Origin of the sequence: Sphingomonas sp. R86520, from assembly GCF_042466285.1 — a bacterium.
Classification (GTDB): domain Bacteria; phylum Pseudomonadota; class Alphaproteobacteria; order Sphingomonadales; family Sphingomonadaceae; genus Sphingomonas.
In genome coordinates, this window is sequence record NZ_JAXHBZ010000001.1 from 1,364,326 (window position 1) to 1,385,938 (window position 21,613).

At 63.4% G+C, this 21,613-nt stretch carries 28 protein-coding genes; 16 read left to right on the forward strand and 12 right to left on the reverse strand.

Going from position 1 to position 21,613, the window contains the following annotated elements; translation table 11 throughout:
• Window positions 1-290 precede the first annotated feature (290 nt).
• Window positions 291-677, forward strand: a complete 387-nt coding sequence (locus tag SJY41_RS06235) for a hypothetical protein (RefSeq protein ID WP_380780022.1) — start codon at window positions 291-293, stop codon at window positions 675-677.
• A complete protein-coding gene (locus SJY41_RS06240) occupies window positions 674-1,924 on the forward strand; it encodes an arsenic transporter (RefSeq protein WP_380780024.1) in 1,251 nt (416 codons plus the stop codon). Before SJY41_RS06235 ends, SJY41_RS06240 begins: the two co-directional genes overlap by 4 nt.
• Before the next feature lie 417 nt (window positions 1,925-2,341).
• Here SJY41_RS06240 and SJY41_RS06245 read toward each other — a convergent pair whose 3' ends face one another.
• A complete protein-coding gene (locus SJY41_RS06245; RefSeq protein ID WP_380780026.1) occupies window positions 2,342-3,226 on the reverse strand; it encodes a hypothetical protein in 885 nt (294 codons plus the stop codon).
• Between the two features lie 23 nt (window positions 3,227-3,249).
• Here SJY41_RS06245 and SJY41_RS06250 point away from each other — a divergent pair, with 23 nt between their 5' ends.
• The 7 genes from SJY41_RS06250 (at window position 3,250) to SJY41_RS06280 (ending at window position 7,187) form a co-directional block, all read left to right on the forward strand.
• Entirely contained in the window at window positions 3,250-3,459 is a 210-nt protein-coding gene (locus SJY41_RS06250) for a hypothetical protein (protein WP_380780027.1), read from the forward strand.
• A 150-nt stretch (window positions 3,460-3,609) separates the two neighbouring features.
• Window positions 3,610-4,053: a peptide-methionine (R)-S-oxide reductase MsrB gene (gene msrB, locus SJY41_RS06255; protein WP_380780030.1), complete on the forward strand. Its 444-nt coding sequence runs from the start codon at window positions 3,610-3,612 to the stop codon at window positions 4,051-4,053.
• A gap of 1 nt (window position 4,054) precedes the next feature.
• Window positions 4,055-4,591 (forward strand): peptide-methionine (S)-S-oxide reductase MsrA, encoded by a 537-nt coding sequence (gene msrA, locus SJY41_RS06260; protein ID WP_380780032.1) that lies wholly within the window; start codon window positions 4,055-4,057, stop codon window positions 4,589-4,591.
• Window positions 4,592-4,667: 76 nt separating this feature from the next.
• Complete coding sequence (locus SJY41_RS06265) at window positions 4,668-5,636, forward strand: magnesium and cobalt transport protein CorA (protein ID WP_380780033.1); 969 nt, start codon at window positions 4,668-4,670, stop codon at window positions 5,634-5,636.
• Window positions 5,637-5,842: 206 nt separating this feature from the next.
• Complete coding sequence (locus SJY41_RS06270; protein WP_380780035.1) at window positions 5,843-6,292, forward strand: hypothetical protein; 450 nt, start codon at window positions 5,843-5,845, stop codon at window positions 6,290-6,292.
• Window positions 6,293-6,353: 61 nt separating this feature from the next.
• Window positions 6,354-6,755, forward strand: a complete 402-nt coding sequence (locus SJY41_RS06275; RefSeq protein WP_380780037.1) for a RidA family protein — start codon at window positions 6,354-6,356, stop codon at window positions 6,753-6,755.
• Between the two features lie 141 nt (window positions 6,756-6,896).
• Window positions 6,897-7,187 (forward strand): DUF2218 domain-containing protein, encoded by a 291-nt coding sequence (locus SJY41_RS06280; protein ID WP_380780039.1) that lies wholly within the window; start codon window positions 6,897-6,899, stop codon window positions 7,185-7,187.
• A gap of 184 nt (window positions 7,188-7,371) precedes the next feature.
• Here SJY41_RS06280 and SJY41_RS06285 read toward each other — a convergent pair whose 3' ends face one another.
• Window positions 7,372-7,803 carry a heme-binding protein gene (locus tag SJY41_RS06285; RefSeq protein ID WP_380780040.1) on the reverse strand — a complete coding sequence of 144 codons (432 nt, stop codon included), beginning with the start codon at window positions 7,801-7,803 and terminating at the stop codon, window positions 7,372-7,374.
• Window positions 7,804-8,302: 499 nt separating this feature from the next.
• Window positions 8,303-8,443 carry a hypothetical protein gene (locus SJY41_RS06290; protein WP_380780042.1) on the reverse strand — a complete coding sequence of 47 codons (141 nt, stop codon included), beginning with the start codon at window positions 8,441-8,443 and terminating at the stop codon, window positions 8,303-8,305.
• Window positions 8,444-8,768: 325 nt separating this feature from the next.
• Here SJY41_RS06290 and SJY41_RS06295 point away from each other — a divergent pair, with 325 nt between their 5' ends.
• Complete coding sequence (locus tag SJY41_RS06295) at window positions 8,769-9,374, forward strand: sulfite oxidase-like oxidoreductase (protein ID WP_380780044.1); 606 nt, start codon at window positions 8,769-8,771, stop codon at window positions 9,372-9,374.
• On the forward strand, window positions 9,367-10,113 hold the full coding sequence (locus SJY41_RS06300) for a ferredoxin reductase (RefSeq protein ID WP_380780046.1): 747 nt from the start codon (window positions 9,367-9,369) through the stop codon (window positions 10,111-10,113). The genes SJY41_RS06295 and SJY41_RS06300 overlap by 8 nt, the downstream gene beginning before the upstream one ends.
• Window positions 10,114-10,274: 161 nt before the next feature.
• On the opposite strand, the gene SJY41_RS06305 is transcribed toward SJY41_RS06300, so the two are convergent.
• Window positions 10,275-11,354 carry a sodium:calcium antiporter gene (locus tag SJY41_RS06305; protein ID WP_380780048.1) on the reverse strand — a complete coding sequence of 360 codons (1,080 nt, stop codon included), beginning with the start codon at window positions 11,352-11,354 and terminating at the stop codon, window positions 10,275-10,277.
• 232 nt (window positions 11,355-11,586) lie between these two features.
• Between SJY41_RS06305 and SJY41_RS06310 the strand changes: the two genes are divergently transcribed.
• From SJY41_RS06310 to SJY41_RS06325, 4 genes are all read left to right on the forward strand, one after another.
• Window positions 11,587-12,339 carry an SDR family oxidoreductase gene (locus SJY41_RS06310; RefSeq protein WP_380780050.1) on the forward strand — a complete coding sequence of 251 codons (753 nt, stop codon included), beginning with the start codon at window positions 11,587-11,589 and terminating at the stop codon, window positions 12,337-12,339.
• Between the two features lie 311 nt (window positions 12,340-12,650).
• A complete protein-coding gene (locus SJY41_RS06315) occupies window positions 12,651-14,072 on the forward strand; it encodes a PLP-dependent aminotransferase family protein (protein WP_380780051.1) in 1,422 nt (473 codons plus the stop codon).
• Between the two features lie 30 nt (window positions 14,073-14,102).
• Window positions 14,103-14,753 carry an FMN-dependent NADH-azoreductase gene (locus tag SJY41_RS06320; protein ID WP_380780053.1) on the forward strand — a complete coding sequence of 217 codons (651 nt, stop codon included), beginning with the start codon at window positions 14,103-14,105 and terminating at the stop codon, window positions 14,751-14,753.
• Entirely contained in the window at window positions 14,750-15,043 is a 294-nt protein-coding gene (locus SJY41_RS06325) for a GNAT family N-acetyltransferase (protein WP_380780055.1), read from the forward strand. Before SJY41_RS06320 ends, SJY41_RS06325 begins: the two co-directional genes overlap by 4 nt.
• Window positions 15,044-15,173: 130 nt before the next feature.
• On the opposite strand, the gene SJY41_RS06330 is transcribed toward SJY41_RS06325, so the two are convergent.
• The 6 genes from SJY41_RS06330 to SJY41_RS06355 form a co-directional block, all read right to left on the reverse strand.
• Window positions 15,174-16,010 carry an SDR family oxidoreductase gene (locus tag SJY41_RS06330; RefSeq protein WP_380780057.1) on the reverse strand — a complete coding sequence of 279 codons (837 nt, stop codon included), beginning with the start codon at window positions 16,008-16,010 and terminating at the stop codon, window positions 15,174-15,176.
• 81 nt (window positions 16,011-16,091) lie between these two features.
• The gene (locus SJY41_RS06335) at window positions 16,092-16,751 is read right to left on the reverse strand and encodes a DsbA family oxidoreductase (protein WP_380780058.1); all 660 of its coding nucleotides are present in this window, start codon (window positions 16,749-16,751) and stop codon (window positions 16,092-16,094) included.
• A gap of 71 nt (window positions 16,752-16,822) precedes the next feature.
• Complete coding sequence (locus tag SJY41_RS06340) at window positions 16,823-17,407, reverse strand: glutathione S-transferase C-terminal domain-containing protein (protein WP_380780061.1); 585 nt, start codon at window positions 17,405-17,407, stop codon at window positions 16,823-16,825.
• Window positions 17,408-17,431: 24 nt separating this feature from the next.
• Window positions 17,432-17,896 carry a carboxymuconolactone decarboxylase family protein gene (locus tag SJY41_RS06345; protein ID WP_380780063.1) on the reverse strand — a complete coding sequence of 155 codons (465 nt, stop codon included), beginning with the start codon at window positions 17,894-17,896 and terminating at the stop codon, window positions 17,432-17,434.
• The gene (locus tag SJY41_RS06350; protein WP_380780065.1) at window positions 17,893-18,318 is read right to left on the reverse strand and encodes a hypothetical protein; all 426 of its coding nucleotides are present in this window, start codon (window positions 18,316-18,318) and stop codon (window positions 17,893-17,895) included. Before SJY41_RS06350 ends, SJY41_RS06345 begins: the two co-directional genes overlap by 4 nt.
• A 33-nt stretch (window positions 18,319-18,351) precedes the next feature.
• Window positions 18,352-19,113, reverse strand: coding sequence for an SDR family oxidoreductase (locus tag SJY41_RS06355; RefSeq protein WP_380780066.1), 762 nt, complete (start codon window positions 19,111-19,113; stop codon window positions 18,352-18,354).
• 200 nt (window positions 19,114-19,313) lie between these two features.
• On the opposite strand from SJY41_RS06355, the gene SJY41_RS06360 reads away from it, so the two are divergent.
• Window positions 19,314-19,973: an NADPH-dependent FMN reductase gene (locus SJY41_RS06360; RefSeq protein WP_380780068.1), complete on the forward strand. Its 660-nt coding sequence runs from the start codon at window positions 19,314-19,316 to the stop codon at window positions 19,971-19,973.
• Between the two features lie 38 nt (window positions 19,974-20,011).
• Here SJY41_RS06360 and SJY41_RS06365 read toward each other — a convergent pair whose 3' ends face one another.
• Together SJY41_RS06365 and SJY41_RS06370 are read right to left on the reverse strand one after the other, a co-directional pair.
• Complete coding sequence (locus SJY41_RS06365) at window positions 20,012-20,464, reverse strand: group III truncated hemoglobin (protein WP_380780070.1); 453 nt, start codon at window positions 20,462-20,464, stop codon at window positions 20,012-20,014.
• Between the two features lie 98 nt (window positions 20,465-20,562).
• Window positions 20,563-21,492, reverse strand: a complete 930-nt coding sequence (locus tag SJY41_RS06370; RefSeq protein ID WP_380780072.1) for a catalase family peroxidase — start codon at window positions 21,490-21,492, stop codon at window positions 20,563-20,565.
• Window positions 21,493-21,613 lie beyond the last annotated feature (121 nt).

Genomic DNA, 21,613 nt, shown 5'->3' on the forward strand with positions numbered 1-21,613 from the left:
GTCCGATGGATTGATTGCAGCGACGCCGCGCGGAATGCGGGCGTTGATCGGCTTAACTCTCGAATGGGTCGGCAAGGCCATGCCTTCCGATATCCCGAGGTCCGCATCTACATCGTTGATTATTTGGTCCGCGCCGGAACCAGTACGCGCTGCGAAGCGATATCGCGCGGCCCATCCAGCATGTGTCAAGTCATTGTAAATCCAACCTGAACGGCATCGTTCAGACGGCCGCCGACGAAGCACGCTACCAAACGCTCTACCTTTCCCCGCGCGAACTCCGGAGACCCGAAATGGCATTTGCGGCAGCCATGTCCGAGACGAAAGCCCCCTCGCAGCGCAGCACGCCTACCGGCACGCTGGACGCGCTCAACTTCTTCCTGGCCGATGTCCGCGACGGGCTCGGGCCCTATCTCGCCATCTACCTGCTGGTCGTTCGCGGCCCCTCGCACGGCTGGAACGAGGCGACCGTGGGACTCGTGCTCACCATCGCCGGGATCGTCGGCCTGCTGTCGCAGACACCGGCAGGCGGACTGATCGACCGCGCAAGGCTGTCCGCGACGCTGGCCGGCTCGATGATCGTCTGGGCGGGATACAGCGCCAGCTTTCTCACGCTCGCAGGGATCGCCGTCGCCGGCTTCGTGCTGTACCTCACCGCGATGCCGGAGACGCACGCGTGATCGTCGCAACCGGCGCAACCTGGGGTATCTGCGCCGCCGCCACGGCCGCGGTCATCGCGCAACCGTTTCGCTGGCCGGAGGCGATCTGGGCAGTCGCCGGCGCGGCGTTGCTGCTGCTGTTCGGCCTCATCCCGTTGCCCGCGGCGGTCGGCGCAGTCGCCAAGGGGATGGACGTCTACCTGTTCCTCATCGGCATGATGCTGCTTAGCGAGGTCGCCCGCGCGGAAGGGCTGTTCGACTGGGTCGCAGCCACCGCGGCGATCCACGCCAGGGGGTCGACCGCGCGGCTGTTCGCGCTCGTCTACGTCACTGGCATCGTCACGACGACGTTCCTGTCGAACGATGCGACCGCGGTGGTACTGACCCCGGCGGTCTACGCCGCGGCGAAGAAGGCGAAGGCGGATCCCTTGCCTCTGCTGTTTGCCTGCGCGCTGATCGCCAACGCGGCGAGCTTCGTGCTGCCGATCTCCAATCCCGCCAATCTCGTGCTTTACGGTGGCAAGATGCCGCCGCTCGGCCAGTGGTTCGCGTCGTTCGCGCTGCCGTCGGTGGCGTCGATCATCGTCACCTTCCTCGCGCTGCGCTGGCTCGAGCGCAAGCGACTGGCGGGCATCTGCATCAGCGAGGTCGAGCGCACCCCGCTGACCGCAGGCGGCAAGGCCGCGTTCGTCGGCATCGTCGCAACCGCGGTCGTGCTGCTGGTCGTCTCCGCGCTCGATAGCGAGCTCGGCCTGCCGACCGCGATCGCAGGCATCGTCACGACGCTTGTTGTCTGCGCGATCGCCCGGTCGTCGCCGGTCACGCTGCTGCGCGATATTGCGTGGAGCGTGCTGCCGCTTGTCGCAGGACTGTTCGTGCTGGTTGCGGCGCTCGACCGCACGGGGGTGATAGCGTGGGTCGCGCAGGCGATCCGCACCGCGTCGGCCGATCCGGTGCAGGCATCGGCGGTATCGGGGACGATCCTGGCGTTCGGATCGAACCTGATGAACAACCTGCCCGCGGGACTCGTCGCCAGCACCGCCGTTGCACAGGCACAGCCGCCGAAGTTGGTCGTGGACGGCTTGCTGATCGGCGTCGACCTCGGTCCCAATCTGTCGATCACCGGTAGCTTGGCGACAATCCTGTGGTTGCAGGCGATCCGCCGGGAGGGCGAGGATATCGGGTTCTGGCGCTTCCTGAAGGTCGGTGCGGTGGCGATGCCACTGACGCTGATCGCCGCGCTCGGCACCAGAATTGCGCTGGGGTGAAAGAGTGACGCCAGCGGAGACCGATGCGGACGAAGAGCAGGCTCGGGATCGTCGTAAGACGGTCGCTGATCGAGACAAACGCCTTGAGCGGGCCTACCGAATATCCCTGCAAACGGCCTTTCCTGCGCGATGTCGCGGGAGAACTCCTTCCAATTGGCCTTTTGCAACGGCTGGACAACAATAGCGCTTCGATGGCGAGTTTGCCGGTGCCGCACGCGCTACAATTCCGCGACCAGCGGGCCGAGTACGACCCCGCTGGTATAAGCGGCACCGGTTCGCGCCACAGGATCGAGCTCAATACCGACACTGCCGCGACCGAAGCGCCCGAGGCGGTGGAAGATGGCCGTTGTGACGACGAGTTCCGTCGCAAGGGGAGTTCGATCAGCGTCGCCAGAGTACCGCCAGCAGGCACGAGGTTCAGAATTTGCGCGTCTCGTGGCCAATCACGTCGCACGAACCGCGGAAGCCGTAGCTGGCGGTTCCCTGCACGGTGATCCGCCCGGTCCGCCGGTCGATCACGATGCGTGGCTTGTTTAGGCCGTTGAGCCGGTAGGTCGCGCGGATGACGTCGGGACCCGAGACGACGTCGTAAAGGTCCCACCAGCCATTGTTGCCGCGCGAGTTGATCGGCGGAATCAGCGAGCGCGGCAGGCGGATGCGGCCGCCACCGTCCCAGGTCTGCACCATCAGCGACGCATCGAAGACTTCGCGCGTGGTCTGGTTGTAGGTGCCGTATTCATAGCGATCGCGGTCGCGGTTCCACGTCCATGCCGTACCTCTGGCGATGCCGCTTTTCGATCCGTCACCGAAGCAGACCAGACCGAGGCCGACGGAACGGCCGTCGATCACCGGGCCGCCAAGGGGATAGCCAAGCTGCGTGCTGCCCGGGTGGTTCGGTGGACGCAAATAGCCTGGCTCGGGCTGATAGCCGGGTTGGGGTCGGTGCGTCGCATACCCAGGCGCCAACCTGAGGTTTGCAGGCTTGCGGCAATCGGGTGGAGTCGTCGCCTGGATCGAGTTGTAGCGCCCTTCCATCGTGGCGATGACGACGCACTGGCGGCGATCGGCGTTCCACCAATAGGCGTAGCTGCGGTCGTCACCCTTCTCGGCGCGGATGTTGGTGTAGCCGCGATGCCGCACCTCCGCCTCGGCCTGCCCGGCGCGCGCGCCGACCATGTCCTCCAGACCGATGGACTGCCCGGAGGATGGACCGGAGGATGGACCGGCGGATTGGCCTGCGGCAATGGCCGGCACGAAAGTCGACAGCAGAAGCGAGACGGCAAAGGCAGTTGCGCTTTTCATGATCGGCACGTGAGCCCCCCCGTTTGTCCCGCTTCTGTTTGCCCGACGAGACGCGGACATTTTACGGTCGCGGCACGACCGCGTCTATAACCGTGATCGGTTCGCCACCGTTCGCGCCGACGCGCGACTGGGTAATGATCGTGGACCGCGAGGTCTTGATCGCGACGGTATCCGGGTCGACGGCCCCGCTCGAGGTCCGCAATATCGCGCGACTGGTTTCCGGATATGCGTGAGGCTGAGCCACGACGCCAAGAACTGCGGCGCTAGTGAAACTATGTATCTAGCATATTGACCAAATCCAAACTGTACTGCGATAGTATATGGGTGAACGATAAACTTGCGAAAGCGCGCCTGGTGCTCCAAGATGAACACCGGAGACTATCATGAAGCTTGAAGAGTCGCAGACATCAGTCGATCGCCTCCCCGCCGAGCAACGTCGGATCAGTCAGGATTCGGGTACCGAACGGCCGTTTTCGGGAGCGTATAACGACGACGAGGAGCCGGGCATCTCTGTCGAGGTCGTGGCGGGAGAGCCGCTGTTCGCCTCGACGGACAAGTTCGATTCCGGTTCCGGCTGGCCAAGCTTCACCAAGCCGACCGCGCCCGCGAACGTGAACGAACTGCGCGACACCACGCACGGCATGGTCCGCACGAAGGTCAGGTTGGTGCATCCCGACGGTCATCTCGGCCACGTTTTTCCGGACGGCCCCTCCAACCAGGGTGGTCTGCGCTACTGCATCAACTCGGCGTCTCTGCGCTTGATCCCCCGCGATGATATGGAGTCCGAGGGACACGGTGCATATCTCGATCAGACAGAGGAAGCTTAATATGCATGAGCGCGCCATTCTCGCAGGCGGGTGCTTCTGGGGCATGCAGGATCTGATCCGCAAGCGGCCCGGCATTGTCTCGACCCGCGTGGGTTACACCGGCGGCGACCTGGCGAATGCCACCTATCGCAATCACGGCACGCATGCCGAGGGGATCGAGATCGTCTTCGATCCGGCCGTGACGAGCTACCGAGACATTCTGGAATTCTTCTTCCAGATCCACGATCCAACGACCAGGAACCGCCAGGGCAATGATCTGGGGCTCTCCTACCGGTCGGGAATCTACTACACGGACGAGGCGCAGAGGCGCGTCGCCGAAGAGACGATTGCCGATGTCGATGCCTCCGGACTGTGGGATGGCAAAGTGGTCACCGAGGTCGTGCCGGCCGGCGCATTCTGGGAGGGCGAACCGGACCATCAGGATTGTCTGGAGAAGCGGCCGAACGGCTACACCTGCCACTTCCCCCGCGCCGGATGGGTACTTCCGAAGCGCCAGAAGGATGACGCGCAACCTTCCGTCCTTACCACGGTTGAATGAACGTCGAGGCACGACTTGGACGCGGGCTTGCTCGACCATCCGCCCAGCGTGGCCTCGCCATCGCGGCGCGTCCGGCATGAGCGTCATCGCCGCGTATTATTACCACCAGGGCAAGCGGGTCCGGAAAATCGCGCTCGATGAGCATGTCCAGCTAAGCGACGATCGCTCGGGTTTCTGCTGGATCGCGCTTGGCGACCCCACCGACGACGAACTTGGCACGCTTCAGGCGACGTATAATCTTCATCCGTTGGCGGTCGGCAACGCGATGCACGCGCTGGGCCCGCCCAAGCTCGAAGTCTATAACGACGAGCTCTATATCGTCGCGCAGACCGCGGCGCTTGCGGGCGACCGGATCAGCTATGGCAAGATGGCGATCTTCACCGGTCACAATCAACTGATCAGCGTACGGCATGGCAGCGCTGGCGCATTGGGCAACCTCCGCGAGCAACTCGAGGGATCGCCGACGCTCTTCGGTAAGGGTGTCGACTATGTGCTGCACGCGATCCTGCACCGCATCGTCGACCAGTATTTGCCGATCTTCGAAATGATCGAGGACGACGTCCTGGCAATGGAAAGACGATCGCTCGACGACTTCCTCGGGCGAGAGGAGGTCGTCCGGATCTTCGAACTGAGATCCGAACTGACCCGCTTCCAGCGCACGCTCGGGGCGATGGCGGAGCTGGTGCGAAAACTCGTTCGCGGCCATTTTCCGTGCATCAGCGCTGAAATGACACCCTATTTCAGCGACGTCGCGGATCATGTCCACCGCGTGCAGTCGATGGTCGATGGTCTTCTTCACGTCCTGTCCACGGTCTTCGAAGCCAGTAGCCTCCTGGAAGCGCAGCGGATGGGTGTAATTACCCGTCAGCTCGCAGCGTGGGCAGCGATACTGGCGGTCCCGACCGCGATCGCGGGAATATACGGGATGAATTTCCGGAACATGCCGGAACTGGACACGACCTACGGATACTTCGTCGTGCTTGGCGTGATAGTCCTGTTCTGTCTGCTGCTGTTCGTGCGCTTCAAGAAGGCCAAGTGGCTATGACTACCGAACTGACCGATGTCGTTGAAGCCGTGCAGGCGTTCGTCGCCAAAGCTACGACCACGAGTACCGCGTCGAGCGCGGCGATGACGGCAAGGACGCGTTCCACCGCGATCCCTGCGAGGGCGAGGACGTCATCAGCGACCAATAGCGTCGCCGTATTACGAGTCCCCTGAACGACCAAAGCACCGTAACGAAAAGAGGGTATCATGGACTGGAACAAGGCCCACATACGAGACACGATGCTCTCGCTGGAGACCGCAGCCCTGCAAAGCGCGCGAGAAAACTATCTGGACTATGTCTTCACCGCGCGGGTCGATCAAAGCGAACCGGTCGAGAACGACGAACTCGCCCAGGCCGAAATCGCCAGCGACCTCGCCGAAGCGCTCGACGACACGCTGCATGATTACGCCGACAAGATCGACAAGCTCAGGATGATCGATTTCGGCGCCAAGTCGACTGTCGAGGAAGGCGCCGTCGTCAAGCTGTCCGGCCGCTACTTCGCGATCGCCGTTTCGACGAGCAGGTTCACCTGCCAGGGTCGTGAACTGATGGGGATTTCCACGATGGCGCCGATCTTCGCGGCGATCGAAGGCGCCCGAGCCGGGGAGACCGTGCAGTTCAACGGCCGCGATCTCGTCGTGGAGGACGTGGAATAGGGTCCGGCCACCAGCCACGGCGCCTGTCACGAGCGCCCCTCATCTCATCAAAGGCAAGCTCATGACGACACCGTTGTTCTTCATCACCCCCGGCTACGGCACCCGCCTGCATGACGCACTGCATTATTCACAGGCAATGCGGATTGGCGACCGGGTGGAGATCTCCGGGCAAGGTGGATGGAACGACGATCTCGTCATTCCGGAGTCGATCGAGGAAGAGATTGTGCAAGCGTTCGAGAACGTGGAACGGACACTCGCGACAGCCGGGGCGAGCTGGCGGGATGTTGTCCACGTCAACTCCTATCACGTCGGTGGCTTCCCTCCCGTGATCAACGAGACGATGGCCAGACTGTACCGGCTCTACATGCCCGACCGCGCGCCGATCTGGACGCAATTGGGGATCGAAGCACTGGGGCTTCCGACCATGCGTATCGAAATTAGAGTAACGGCGATCGCCGTCTGACCCCGCCTCCGGTTCGTGTCAGCGGCTTACCGCTCATGAGCACGGTCAACCCGGCCGCTCGACAGAGAATAACTGGAAGGACTCTGATCTCGCTCGATTACATGATTTCTCAATCAAGCATCAATTCCACGGAAGGTCATTATGTTCGAAGCCGAAGCACGGATCGCCACGATCGAAAGCAGCCGCTATTTGACCGAGATCGCCGAGGCGTGGGTCCATGCCTATCCGGTTCGCTATGACGCGCTGACCGCGGAAGTCGAGCTTCCCGGCGGCCAACTTATCATGACCGCCGATGGCGACAGCTTGTCGCTCCGGCTTGTAGGCACGGATCATCGACGTTTCGAAGCGGCGAAAGAGTCCGTGGCCCAGCACGTAGATCGCGTAGCTGAACACGATGCCGGAGTACGCTGCGTCTGGCATGAGATTTCCTGACCGCAAGCGACATGGTCAGTCCACACATCGGTTGCAGCGGACAATTTCCCCGGGCCCGACGCGATAAGGTGTGGCCATCTGCTCACGTTCAAGGCCGCCGTTGGAGCTGATGCTCCGCGGCGCCGATGAAGTGGTGCAATGCTGCAACGAGATGATCATTCTTCAAGCCGGACCCTGATAGTCGTCAGGCTGGTAGCTCGAACCCGATTTGCTGGAGAGCCTCGACACACGCATCCTGATCCTGCTGATAGGTGCCGCCGGAGATGCCGATCCCGCCGATCAACTTCCCGTCCTCCAGGATCGGATAGCCGCCACCGACCGCGACCATGCGCGGGCGATAGGCCAGCGGTGCCACCTTCGGATCGTTGGTCACATAGTCGTTCCAGACATGCGTCGGAAACCCGAACGAGGCGGAACTCCATGCCTTGTCGATGGCAACATCGACCGTGAGGAACGGCGCGTCGTCGGTGCGCTCGAACGCGCGCAGATATCCCGTAGCGTCGACGACCGCGACGGCCGCAGGGGTGCCGATTGCACGCGCGGCGGCGATCGCCGCATCGATAAGGGCGACCGCGGTTTCGCGGTTGATCGAGGCGGTAGCGATGGATTTGCTCATGGGATGTTCCTCTGCTGGGGATGACCCGTCCGGGATTGCTTAGGTTAGAAACGTGTTTGGCAGTGGCGATCGTCGGAAGCTTTCGAAAGTGATCTTTGGTCGCATCGCTTCCGAACGCATCGACCGGTGCCGGAACCGGGTAGCCAACAGCTTTTCATAAGTTTCTGCCTGCTGCACATCAATTCGTTAATCATAAGCTCGAAGAGCCTAATTCTATTCGGCGTTCAATAAGTTATCGAAGCCAGACTATGAAGGTATATTCACAGTTTTTCCAATAGCGAATAGGCGTAGTTTTTATATGGCCCAGCTGCTTCGATCGCGAATCTCGCTGGTTTTGTACAGCAATAGTCAAACGATGTAAGAGGCGCGTTCTACTATATACTGTTCTGCATCTGCGCGGCCATGTGCCTGACCGACGATCGTACTGACGACAACACGGTACCAGGCATAAAACAATTGCGTGCGATCTGCGCGAGATGCGGCGCGGTCCCTTCTTTCGTCAGCGCACGTCGCGGCGCTGCGCGCCGTAGGCACGGTCCGTCGCTATCGTGCTGGCACGTCCGTCGCACGGGCCGGGAAACTCGCCGACCGCGTCGTGTATCTCGAAGAGATCGTGCATCCCTTCACGGACGAACGCCATATCGCATCACGTTCGGTTCAACCCGGGGCATGTCGGAAATTCCCTTCCTGAACGGCGGAAAGCGAGCAAGATGTAGCTGGAGCGCTGCTGCCCTGCTATGATAACTATAGCGACAGGGGATTAAGGGATCAGACTGACCCGCCGCTATGGTCCAAGGTGCATTGGTCACGTTACCAACGAACGAGATCACAATAATTCCAATTCACCGCGCCGGATTTTTACAGTGCCGATCGATCTCGATGGGTGCGTTCGGGAACGAAGATGTCGCAATAGATCGCAAACGGAAGCTGGTTCCAACCTATCGTGGCAAGCAAGGGGATGTGTGATGGTCACCAGAGGATTCACCGGCCGAGGTTCGAGCGGCGACCCGCCGAACCGGATACCGCCAGGCCAGCATCTCGTGGAGGATTTCCCCGTCCTGTCTGCCGGCCCCACGCCGCACGTGGAGCCATCTGACTGGAAATTCACGGTCAAGATCGGTCCCAAGCCCGTCAAGGTCTGGAATTGGAGCGAATTCAACGCGCTACCGAAGACGAAGATCACCAGGGACATTCATTGCGTCACCTCATGGTCCAAGCTGGATACTGCCTGGGAGGGCGTACTCGTCGAAGACATACTCGCCGATGCAGGGCTCGATCGACCCACCGACTTCGTGTTGGCCCACTGCTACGACAAATATTCGACGAACGTGCCGCTGGCGGACCTTCTCTCCGGCAAGGCGATGGTCGCTCTTACCTATGCGGGCAAGCCGCTTCCGCGCGATCATGGGGGGCCGGCGCGCCTTCTGGTTCCGCACCTCTACTTCTGGAAATCTGCCAAGTGGGTGAATGCGCTACAATTCACGACGCGCGACGAGGCGGGTTTCTGGGAGGGACATGGCTACCATATCTACGGGGATCCGTGGCGCGAGCAGCGATACACCAATGACTGAGGGCGGCGCACAAACCGTGCCGTGGCAGTCGTGCGTGGTCGAGGACATCGTCCAGCAGACACCGAGCATCAAAAGCGTCTTCCTGCGATTGAGGAAATCGTTCGCGCACATCGCTGGGCAGCATGTCGATGTCCGGCTGACCGCGCCCGACGGCTACAGTGCGATGCGTAGCTACTCGATCGCGTCGGCGGCGACCTCATCCCCAATCATCGAGCTCGCGATCGAGCGCCTGGAGGATGGCGAAGTCTCGTCGTTCTTTCACGACGTCGCGGCGATCGGCGACGAAATCGAGCTTCGAGGCCCGCTCGGCGGCTATTTCCTGTGGCCTGCCCCTCCGGTGGATGCGGTGTTGTTGATCGGGGCGGGCTCCGGCCTGGCGCCGTTGATGGCGATGATCCGGCAACGCCGTACGCTGTCCCCAGCCGTGCCGACGGCCCTGCTCCTGTCCGCTCGGACCGCGGAGGACGTTCTCTTTGCCGATGAACTTCATTCCATCGAGGTCAGCGACCCGGCATTCGTCCTCGCGTTGGCGATCACGCGCGAAGAACCGGCCCGCCCGTCGGACTTCGGCCGACGGATCGACGGCGCGATGGTCCAGGACATCGTCGGTCGGCTTCACGAAAAACCCAGTCATGTGTTCGTTTGCGGGTCCAACGGTTTCGTCAATATTGCAACCGAGGGCGCGTTGCTGGCCGGCTTGGACGCCTCCAGTATCAAGACCGAGCGCTACGGTGGCTAGCGATGCATGCAACTGGCGTAACCCCGATCGCGAACGTCCGGCTCAGACAGAGCTTGCAGATCGGTACGACCGGCTTCGCTATGGAGCTAGCCGGGGAGGACATGACGAAAGCCCGTGCTCCGAACAAGCCGACACCGTCCGATCTCGACGGATATGCGACGCTAACCACCGTGAACATTCGAGATCGCAAACAGCCCGCCAACCCCAATAGCGTACAGGACCAGAACGGCGAGGGAATCGACGCCCATCCGCAGGATCTGCCGCTTCGGACGGAAGATCAGTCCCGCAGCGTAGACACAGGTCAGCAGCACACCGAGGCCGGCAAGGTAAATGTCGCTGGCCTGAGCTTCAGGCAACACGGCCTTGCCCGATATGACGACGGCAAGCAGGAAGAGCACCGACAGGAAAGCGTTGCCGCCGAAGATATCGCTGACCGCCAGCTGATAGTCCTTCATCCGCACTGACGTGATGCCGGTCGAGAGCTCGGGCAGCGACGTGGCGGCGGCCAACACCGTAGCGCCGAAGAGAACGCCGCTGAGCCCAATATTCTGGGCAATAGCGTCGCCGCTCCGCTCCAGAAGAACGCCGGCTGCCAAAGTGGCGAGTGCAGCCGCACCGAAGACAAGTGCGATGCGAACCGTGCTTTCGCCGCGTTTGTCGGACGCCCCGTCCTTCTTTGCCTGGGAGTGTCCCTTCGGCTCTTCCTGCCCATCGGGCGCCGTACCGCGCGCGTCCTGCCACGGCAGCCCCTTGCTGGCCCTGCTCGAGAGCCACACGCCGATCACCCACAGAACGGCAATCAAGACGGCTCCGGGAGTAAGTCGGGCAGCGATCAGCGTGCCGGGAAGCTGCGTCGCCATGATCGACACGACAAGGACAGCAACGACCAGCACCGCCTCAACGACCAGGGTCAGGCTGGCGGCGCGGTACGTCAGCGGCACCTTCTCCGTCATGGCGATGTCCATCGCCACCAGCACGAGCGTCTGGATAGCGATGCCGCCCAGAATGTTGCCGACCGCTACCCCAAGATTGCCCGACAGCGCCGCGCTGACGGTGATGGCGAGCTCGGGGAGATTGGTTGCTACTGCGAGCACGATGATGCCACCGAGCGCCTTACCGAGATGCAGGCGCGAGGAGAGGATGTCCGTGGTATCGGCAAGCTTGACGCCTGCGACCCAGATTACCCCGGCGCAGGCGGCAAAGATCCCGAGCAGGATCGGCAGGCTAAGTCCGTCAAACATGCATGACTTTCGAATGGCTTGTGGGCAGCAGATGATTGCTTCCAGCGAACGAGCCAGTCAGGTGTTCCCGTAGTGATCAGGCGACACGAGGCGCTCCTGCGAGCGCGCAGCGTTCAGCTCTGTAGCATCTCGCCACCCTGCAGGCTTCAACGGATGACGTAATTCAGGAAACGATCCCGACGGCTCGGTCGTTGACCGGGTCGAAATGATCGCGGCATTTGAGGGAATATCTATGCAGACGACCGGCAACACGATCCTGGTTACGGGTGGCGGCAGCGGCATCGGACGCGCGCTGGCCGAACGCTTCCACGACCGCGGCAACCAGGTCATCATAGCAGGGCGACGGCTTGATGTGTTGAACCGGGTCGCCGCCGGCCGGGACGGCATGGCAACTCTGGAACTCGATGTGGCCGACGCGGGCAGCGTCAACGCCGCGGTTGCCGAGCTAGGCCAGCGCTTTCCCGCCATGAACGTGCTGATCAACAACGCTGGTATCTCGCGCCCTGAGGACCTTACGGCCGCTGCGTGGGACTTCGACCTTGCCGAGGCGACGATAGCGACCAACGTGACCGGCGTACTACGTCTTACCGGCGCGCTTCTAGCCATGCTGCGGCAAAAGTCGAACGCGGTGGTGATCACCACGACATCCGGGCTCGCATACGTTCCGCTCGCGAGCCATCCGACATACAGTGCCACCAAGGCATTTCTGCACTCCTGGCTGCAGTCGCTGCGGCATCAGCTGCGCGATACCGGCATCGAGATACTCGAGATGTCACCGCCCTATGTGCAAACCGAACTTGGCGGCCCGCAACAGTTGACCGACCCATATGCCATGCCGCTCGACGCATATGCCGACGAGATCATGACGCTGTTGGAAACCGGCGATACGCCCGATAGCGAGGTGCTGGTGCAACGGGTAATGGGCTATCGCATGGCCGAACGCGAGGGCCGGTACGCGGAAACATTCGCGCAGGGCAATCCTTGACCGACCTTTAGCGTGTCTTCGCTGGTGAGTGCGTACGGATCGTTCCTGCGCGCACTCGCGTGCCTGTCAGCCTCAGCAGATATCCGCGCACGAGCGGACAGGCGATGTAGATTGCCAAGCGAGTAACGCTGATCGGCTCGACCACTAGGTAGCGCAACATAAACAGCACGAATACGCCGCCCCGTCCGGGTCACACCGCGCGGCCGACCCGTCGCAGGCTGGCCTGGAAGATATCGAGACAGTCTCGCGACGAAGCTGTACAGAGATGCCACCCGACCGGCAGTCCAAAACCAGATTCCAGGGAAACGACCATGAGCATGCCACTGGCTGCGTCGCCCCTGTCGATCGTCATCGATCGCGAACGCCCCGTGCCGATCGCCGAACAGATAGCGGTCAATCTGCGCGACGCTATCGTCGAGGGACGGCTGGAGCCTGGCGCCCGGCTGCCGTCGTGGCTCGACATGGCGACCCAGCTCGGCGTCGCCCGCGGTACGGTCAAGACGGCGTACGAACGGCTGATCGACGAATCGCTCGTGATATCCTCCGGTGCCGCGGGAACGCGCGTCGCGGAGAAGCCGATCACGCTGCCGGCCGCAGTCCATGTCGACATTCCCCGCCCGATGCAGGGGATCGAGCGCGGCTTCTATCTCAAGCCCCTGCCCTTCCAGATGGGCGTACCGGCGCAGGACGCCTTTCCGGCTAAACTCTGGTCGCGGATGCGGACCAAGGCGGTGCGCGACGACGCGATGGCACCGGTCGGCCCGCCCGACCCGCGCGGCCATCCCGATCTGCGCGCGCAGATCGCAAGCTATCTGGCGATCGCGCGTGGTATCCGGTGCCTGCCCGACCAGATCATCCTGACGAGCGGCTACAAGAATGGCCTGAGCCTCGCCATTTTGACGCTGCAGGCACAGGGACGCATCGCCTGGATGGAAGATCCCGGGTTCCCAATGGCGCGGCGGGCGCTGGAGCTTGCCGGCATGTCGATCGCCTATGTGCCAGTCGACGCGGAGGGTATCCAGGTCGCCCGCGGTGTCGAGATCGCGCCCGACGCCGCGATCGTGGTGGTGACCGCGGGGCAGCAGGCGCCGACCGGGGTCACCCTGTCGCCACGGCGCCGACGGGAACTGGTGGCGTGGGCGGTGCGGGAAGACGGCTGGATCATCGAGGACGATTATCTGAGCGAACTCCAGTTGTCTGGCCGCGCGGCGCCGGCCTTCGCGGGCACCGATCCGACCGGCCGGGTGATCCATGTCGGCAGCTTCGGCAAGACGCTCAGCCCGGCGCTCGGCCTCGGGTTCGTCGTCGCGCCGCTGTCGCTCGCCGAGCGGTTCGGCGAGGTCGCAGCCTTTCTCAATCCCGCGCCGAACGCCACGACCCAACTCGCACTGGCGGCCTTCCTCGCCGAGGGTCATTATTTGCGCCACCTGCGCCACATGAAGGCACTGTACCGCGAGCGGCGCGACGCGCTCAACGCCTGCCTCGGCATGAATTTCGGCGTGGACGCTTTCGCCGGGCTCGCCGTTCGCGTGACGCTTCCCGACGGAAGCGACGATTCGGCGATGGCCGAACGCGCGCTCGAGATCGGCATTGCGCCGGCGCCGCTTTCGGGCTGGCGAGGTGGCGATGGTCCTGCGACACCGGGCTTCCTGCTCGGCGTGACCAACCTGCGACCCGGGCATCTCGAAATTGCTTGCGCGTCGCTCAAGCAACTGCTGGCTGAAGCCGGCTAAGCCGAATGGACTGATGACAAGGACTGACGGATGAAACTGCTGCACGTCGATACCAGTCCCAAGAGCGAACGATCGAACTCGCGCGCTCTGGGGCGATATTTCATCGAAAAGCTCGCACTCCGCATGCCGTCGCTGACGGTCGATCACCTCGATCTCGTCACCGACCCCGCGCCGGCGATGACCGAAGCGTTCACGATCGCGAGCTATACGCCGGCGGCGGACCGCACGGTCGAGATGCAACATGCGTTGGTGGCCTCGGATGCATTGTGCGCTCGAATGCTCGACGCCGATGCGTTGCTGTTCGCCATGCCGATGTACAATTGGTCGATGCCGGCGGCGTTCAAGGCATTCATCGACGCGGTGGTCCGCGCCGGGATCACCTATGTCGCGACCGCCGATGGCCGGTATGTGGGCGCGCTGGGAACGAAGAAGATCCTGTTCCTGACGACGCGCGGCGGCGATCTTCGGCCCGGTTCGCCGTTGGCGGGCATGGATGCGCTGACCCCTGCCCTGCGCGCCGCGTTCGAATTCATGGGCGCGGTCGAGCCGTGCTTCATCGATGCGCAACCCGTGCAATTCGCCCAGCCCGACGATCGCGCCGCCGCACTGGGTCGTGCCCGCGCCGAGCTCAACCGGGTTGCCGACGCCTGGAGCGGGCACTTCGGATCGGCCACCGCATGAGCCGCACGACCAGACCCGTCGTCGACAATTCGGCGCAGCACCGGTTCGAGATGCCGATCGACGGCGACGCCATTGCCGCCGCCTATTACCGGATCGACGAGAATGATCGCGTGACCCTGATCCATACCGAGGTTCCGAGCGAATATGGCGGCCAAGGCCTCGCCACCGCGCTGGCGACCGGCGTGTTCGACCTCATCCGAAAGGCGAAGCGCAAAGCCGTGCTCAGTTGCCCGTTCATGGCCGACTTTTACCAGAAGCATCCGGAATATGCGGACGTCGTCGATGGTTGAACGGACGCCCCGGTTCGAACCGGGCGCGCTGGCGAGCGGTTAGACGAGCCGTCCCAAGGACACCCATGCCGAACTCGGGCACGACAAGCTCCTGGGGCTCGACTAGGCGCCGCTATCGCTGCGCTGATACCTAAGCCGTCTCATCTAGTCGAGCGGAAGGGGGCGTGCTGGAAAACGCCATCTCCACCGGTCGCCGCGCGAAATCGGCGGTGCTGGATACCTCGAGAGACTTCCGCAGCCAGTCGTCGAATCTAATCGACGATGTTGATGAACCCGAACCCACGACCAGAGCTTCGCCCTGCATGTGCGCGCCGAAATACGGCGTCTCGTCGCTGACCACGATGTCGCGCGGGTCCTCGTTGGCACCGAGGATATCCTCGGCGAACCGGTCGAGGCGGCGCACGTCGGGTCCGGCGATCTCGATCACCGCATTCGCCGGATGCTTCAGCGCGATCCGTCGCAGTGCCGCGACCACGTCGCTCACCGCGATCGGTTGCATCAGCACGGGCGGTAGATGGAGAAGCCCGCCGTCCCCACCGACGTCGACGATCCCGTACAGATATTCGTAGAACGGCGTCGATCGCAGGATCGTGAACGGAATGGCCGATGCCGCGACAAGGCGCTCCTGCAGCAGTTTCGCCCGAAAATAGCCGGTGGTGCCCAGCTGGTCGGCGCCGACCGCCGACAGGGCGATGTGGTGCGCGACCCCGGCAGTCCGTTCGGCTTCCAGCAGGTTGCAGCACGACGCGTCGAAGAACGCGTGCATGTCGTCCGCCGCTGCGTAGCCGGGGTTGGAGACATCAATGACAATATCCACGCCGCCGAGCGCCTCTGCGAGGCCCATGCCGGTAACCGTATCGATCCCGCAGGAGCGCGCCAAGACGACGACGTCGTGACCATCGAGGCGCAGCCCCGCGACGAGCCTGCGACCAACCATTCCCGTGCCGCCAACCACCGCAATTGTCATCGGACCCAATCCCTGTCGCTGATGCCTTGTCACGGGACGGCTGTATCGATGCGCGGCAGGGTCGCCAGACCCGAGACCTGGCTAACCGCCTGTACCAACGGCACCCGCGATCTGCCGCAACGCCTGTTCGAAGGCCGCGACGGGTTGGCCGCCCGAGATCAGATGCTTGCCGTCGATCACAATCGCCGGCACCGCGTTGATCCCGCGGCTCCGCCAATAGTCCTCAGCCTGCCGGACCTCGTCGGCGTAGCGCCCGGAGCCAAGCACATCGCCAGCGGCAACCGGGTCGAGCCCGGCCTTCACCGCCGCATCGATCAGGACCTGGCGGTCGCCTGGGTCGGTGTTGGCGGTGAAGTTGGCATCGAACAACGCGTGCTTCAGTTCGGACTGCCGCCCTTCGATGCCGGCCCAGTGCAGCAGCCGGTGCGCGTCGAACGTGTTGTAGATCCGGCTGTCGTCGGTCATCGCCATCGTGAAGCCGAGTTCGGCCGCGCGGCCGACGATCATCGCCCGGTTCGCGGCCGACTGCTCGCGCGTCGATCCGTATTTCTGCGCCACATGCTCGACCATATTCTGACCGCCGGCCGGCATCGTCGGGTTCAACTCGAACGGCTGGAACGCGATCTTCGCATCGAGCGCGTCGGCGGATTGCGCCAGCGCCTCTTCCAGGGCGCGCAGGCCGATGACGCACCACGGGCAGGCGATGTCCGACACGAAGTCGATCTTGAGGTGGGCAGTCATGCTGGTCTCCAAGGAACACGTCGCAAACGCGATACGCTGCGGTGCTGCAGGATCGCCACCCCTGTCGGCATTTACCGCAAACCTTCTGCCGCCAGCGTAGCCTGCACCGCCGGACGAGCGCGGAGATTATCGTACACCGGCACCAGCGCGGACGGGATCGCGACGCCGAACCGGGTCGCCCACAGCAGCGTGACGAACAGATAGAAGTCGGCAACGCTCGGCTGGTCGCCCAGCAAGTACGCACCCGTCACCCGGTCGGCGAGATACTGGAGCCGCCTGGTGATGTAGGCACTCGCGATCGCCTTCTGGGCGTCCGGGCCATTGTGCCAGAACGGCTTGTAGCTCTTGTGGATCTCGGTCGAGATATAGGCCAGCGCCTCGAGCAGGCGGGTCCGTCCTATCGGGCCTTCCAGCGCAAGCTGCGGGTAGATACCGGCCAGATAATCGAGGATCGCGATGTTCTCGGTCACCAGGTCGCCGTCGTCCAGCACCAACGCCGGCACGTAGCCCTTGATCGTGACGGCATCGAAATCGGCACCCGAAATCGTCGTCTTGGTCTTCAGGTCGACGCTCTCGCTGTCGAACGGCGTCCCGACTTCGTGGAGGGCGATATGCGCGGCGAGGCTGCACGCACCGGGGGAATAATAGAGTTTCATCGGATGTGTCCTAGGTCGATCGGGTCAGGCGGCGATGGCGGTCGGGACGGCGAGCGGATGCACCGCGTGCAGGCCGATCTGCACCCTGTTCCACAGGTTGATCGCGCCGATCAGCACCGTCAGATTGGCGATCTCGACCGCGTTGAACTGGCTTTGCAACACCGCATAGTCGGCATTCGGAGCACCCGCGCTGGACACATGCGTCAGCGTTTCGGTCCAGTTGAGCGCTGCCCGCTCGCGGTCGGTGAACACAGACGAGTCGCGCCAGGCGGCAAGCAGGTGCATGCGCATGTCCGTCTCACCGTGCTTCAACGCATCGGTGACATGCATGTGGATGCAATAGGCGCAGCCGTTGATCTGCGACGCGCGCAGTCGCACCAGTTCGAGCAGGCCATGCTCGATGCCCGATTTGGCGATGCTCGCTTCGACCGCCATCATGCCTTTCAGGGCGTCCGGCGCTAGCGCGGCGATGTTCAAACGTGATGTCATGATAATGTCCTCGCGTTGAGATTAGGTGCGGTGCGGCGTTCGCCGATTGCCCAGACTGCGATCAGCGTGCCGAGCAGCGCGGGCAACGTCACGGCGGGGAAGTCACGCGCCAGCGCGGCGGCGCCACAGATGCCGACCGCGACTTCCCAAAAATGGAACAGCGCATGGCCCCATAGCCACAATGTCGGCGCCGCCCAGGCGATGATCCGGTATTGTGGCCGGGCGGCGCCGAACAGGAACGCGCCTCCGAGAAAGAGGAAGATCAGCCCGATGTCGCGGATAAAATGCTGGTTGAACGGCCCGGTCGTGGTCACGCCGGGTACCGCGAAATACCAGCCCGTAGGCGAGTAGAGCATGTAGCAACCGTTCGCGATCGCGCCGATGCCGAGCACGACCGCTAAGCCGAGGCAGAATGTCTTCACCGTCGATCTCCTGTAAGGGAAGCGCAAAGCCGGTCAGCGCTTGGGGGGCGGCGCGACGTGCTCGATCCACCAGTCGAAGCGCGTCTTGCCGAGCTTCGCGTCCGGCCCAGGAATCAGCGAGTTCGCCTCGAGCTTCACGCCGAAATACGGCGCGTCCGGATCGGCAACGACGGTCCGGGGATCCTTGTCATAAGCGAGCACGCGCGCGACGATCTCGTCGATCGGGAATTTTTCGGGCCCTCCGACCTCGATCGTGCCGTTTGCAGCCGGCGCGAGCGCAGCCTCGACGACTGCATCGGCGACGTCTTCGGCCGCCATCGGCTGGATGAAGGCATGCGATAGCCGCACGGTACCGCCTTGGGTCGCGGACTGGGCGATCCCGCGCAGGAACTCCATGAACTGCGTCGCATGGAGCAACGTGTACGGTATCGGCCCCGCCTTGATCAGCGTCTCCTGAGCCAGCTTCGCACGGAAATACCCGCTGCCCTGCAGATGCTCGGTGCCGACGACCGACAGCGCGACGTGCAGTTTCACCCCTGCGACGCGCTCGGCCTCGATCAGGTTCCTGCCCGCCGTGGTGAAGAAGTCCATCGCGGCCTGATCCTCGAACGAGGGCGAATTCGCCATGTCGATGACGATATCCGCACCGTCGAGCGCCGCGGCCAGACCCTTGCCGGTGATCGTGTCGACGCCCGTGCTGGGCGCTGCGGCGAGCGCGTCATGGCCAAGCGCGGCGAGCTTGCCGACGACCTTCGAACCGATCAGTCCGGTCCCGCCGATCACTACGATCTTCATAACTTTGCCTTCCGCTGGGATGGGTACACGGCGCGACGCCGAGGCCGCCCTGTTGATCTGTGTTAGCCCTCCGGCCGCGCGTGTTGCAGACCCGAGATATGGCAAAGCCAGTGTACCAAGTGGGCGATCGGCGTTTGGTACAGTCGCTGCGTCATCTCTTGGGCCTTACGTCGGGATCGTCCTACTGATGGTATCGCGGCGTGAACGACGAACCGCCCCCGCCAGATGACAAGCCCGCGTCGGATGGATTGCGGCGCGCGGGGGCCGGCAGCCGGATTGCGCTGCTGGCCCTGTCCGGGACTGCACACAGCGGATCACGCAACGCACTGCTGCTGAACCTGGCGATCGACGCGGCCATCGCGATCGAGGCCGATGTCTCGGTGCTGGACCTGCGTGACTTGGACTTACCCGTCTATGTCCCGGGGCTCGAGGGGGCCGTGGTTCCGCAAGGCGTTCTGGTCATCCGGCAGATCCTGTGCGCGCACGACGGCCTGCTCATCTGTTCGCCGGGGTATAATGGCTCGGTCTCGGTCCTGCTCAAGAATGCCCTCGACTGGGGATCCCAGCCGACCTTCGGCACCAGCGGCCTCACCCCCTTCCGCGCCAAGATCGCCGCGATCATGTCGGTCTCCGAAGATGTCGCGAGCGGCGCCACCGCCCGGCAGCACCTCCGCGCAATTCTCGAGCATATGGGGGTGGCCGTGATGCCCGACGATCTTGCGTTCGGCGATGAGGCGTTCGGCAATCACACGCTTCGCGATGCGTCGGTCGTACCCCGCGTTCAGCGACACGTGCGATTGTTGATCGATGCGTTACGCGCCCAGCAGCACGGGAGCGTGCCGAGACGCCCCGATCGATGAACGCGCGAAGCCCCCGTCGCCGCTTATCCCGTCGCAGCTTATAGCGTGTCGGTCTTGCTCGGTCCAAGGCCGTCGCCCTGATGCACGATCGCCGCGGCGAGCAGACTGTTCGCGATGTTCCGGGCGCGATCGATCACGTGAGCCCGCGCCGCCTCCGTCCCGATTTCGCTCAGCGTCTCCTCCAATAGGCGGAGCCAGCGGGCGAAGTCGGCACGCCCGAGATCCGGAATGACGAGATGCTTCAGCATCGGACTTCCAACGAATTCGCCCGAGCTGAACAGCACCGAACGCCAAAACCGGTTCATCTGTACGAGGTGCGGCGTCCACTCGATGACATGCGCCGCAAAGATCGGCCCCAGGACGTCGTCTCGCCGAACCTTCTCGTAGAACCGCTCGATCATCCGCGCGATGAAGGCATCGTCGATACCGAGCGCCTCCGCATGTCGCCGCTTGGCGTCCCGTGCGGCAACTGAATGCTGAGTGGCGGTCATACCGGGGTCCCATAGGTACGTGCGGCAAACGAAACGACAACCGCGCACCGAGTGGTTTGAACATCAGCCCGTTACATCAACGGGCCAGCGGCTTCGAATTACTGGCGTTCGCGGAACGACACCGGATACGCCTCGGTGCGCACCGCGAGCATCGGGTCGGCAGCGGCGATCCCGTCGGGCATCCGTCCCGGCAGGAACGTCAGCGCACGATCGGTTTCGGCCGTGTTCGCGGCCAGCGTATCAATCATGATCGTGCCGAGCTTTACGCGTTTGCGGCTCGATGGCCACGCGATCGACGGATCGTCGAGCAGGTCCTCGGGCTCGCCGAGTTGCGCGTACCAGTCGAAGCGGATCGGCCCGTCCTTCACACGTTTCGCGATTTCCGGCTGGAGATAGTCCGGCGTCGGGCCTGAGCCGACGCCGAAATAATGCTCGCCGGCTGCGGGGACGAACCGATAGCGCACCGGTCGCGCATGGCCCTTGCGGTCGGTAAAGGTGACCGCATTGACCCCGAAATATGCCGTCGTCGCATAGCTCAACGGCGCCGGGTGCTGGGTCGTCAGGAACGTCTTGGCATCCGGATGCGTGGCGAGAAACCGGTCGAGCGGCGTCGGTGCAGCAACGCCGGGACCGCTCGTGCCGATCGCCCGCAGCAGCGCGCCGAACTCCGTCGCGGTCCGCGTCGGGAACCCGTCGAAATTGTGGGTAACGATATCGAGCGAGGGATCGGTCGGCGAACCGAACTTGATCGCCATGCCGCGCGGGTTGGCACCGGGATCGTTGTCCGCGATGTTCGGAAAGCCGGTGAAGTTCGAGAAGCGCACGATGACCGGCGTCGCATGCTCGAACATTGTAGCACGGCTCAGCGTTCGGGCGGTGCTCGTCGGTTCGAACCGACCTTCGAGGATGATACCCTTGGCGTGAACGGCGCGCGCGTGATGCTCGCCAAACGCAGTGTGGAGGTCCTCGACCAGATCGCGCCCCGATTCGACGCGCCTATCCTGTGCGGTCGCGGTCGCCGTGATCAAAAGCGCCGCTGAAGTCGCTGAAAGAAAGGTATTATTGCGAGCTTGTTGATAAAAGGATCGTGATGTCGACGTCGCCAGGGTTTGGCCGTTGATCTTGAACATGAGCAAATTCCCCCTCGCC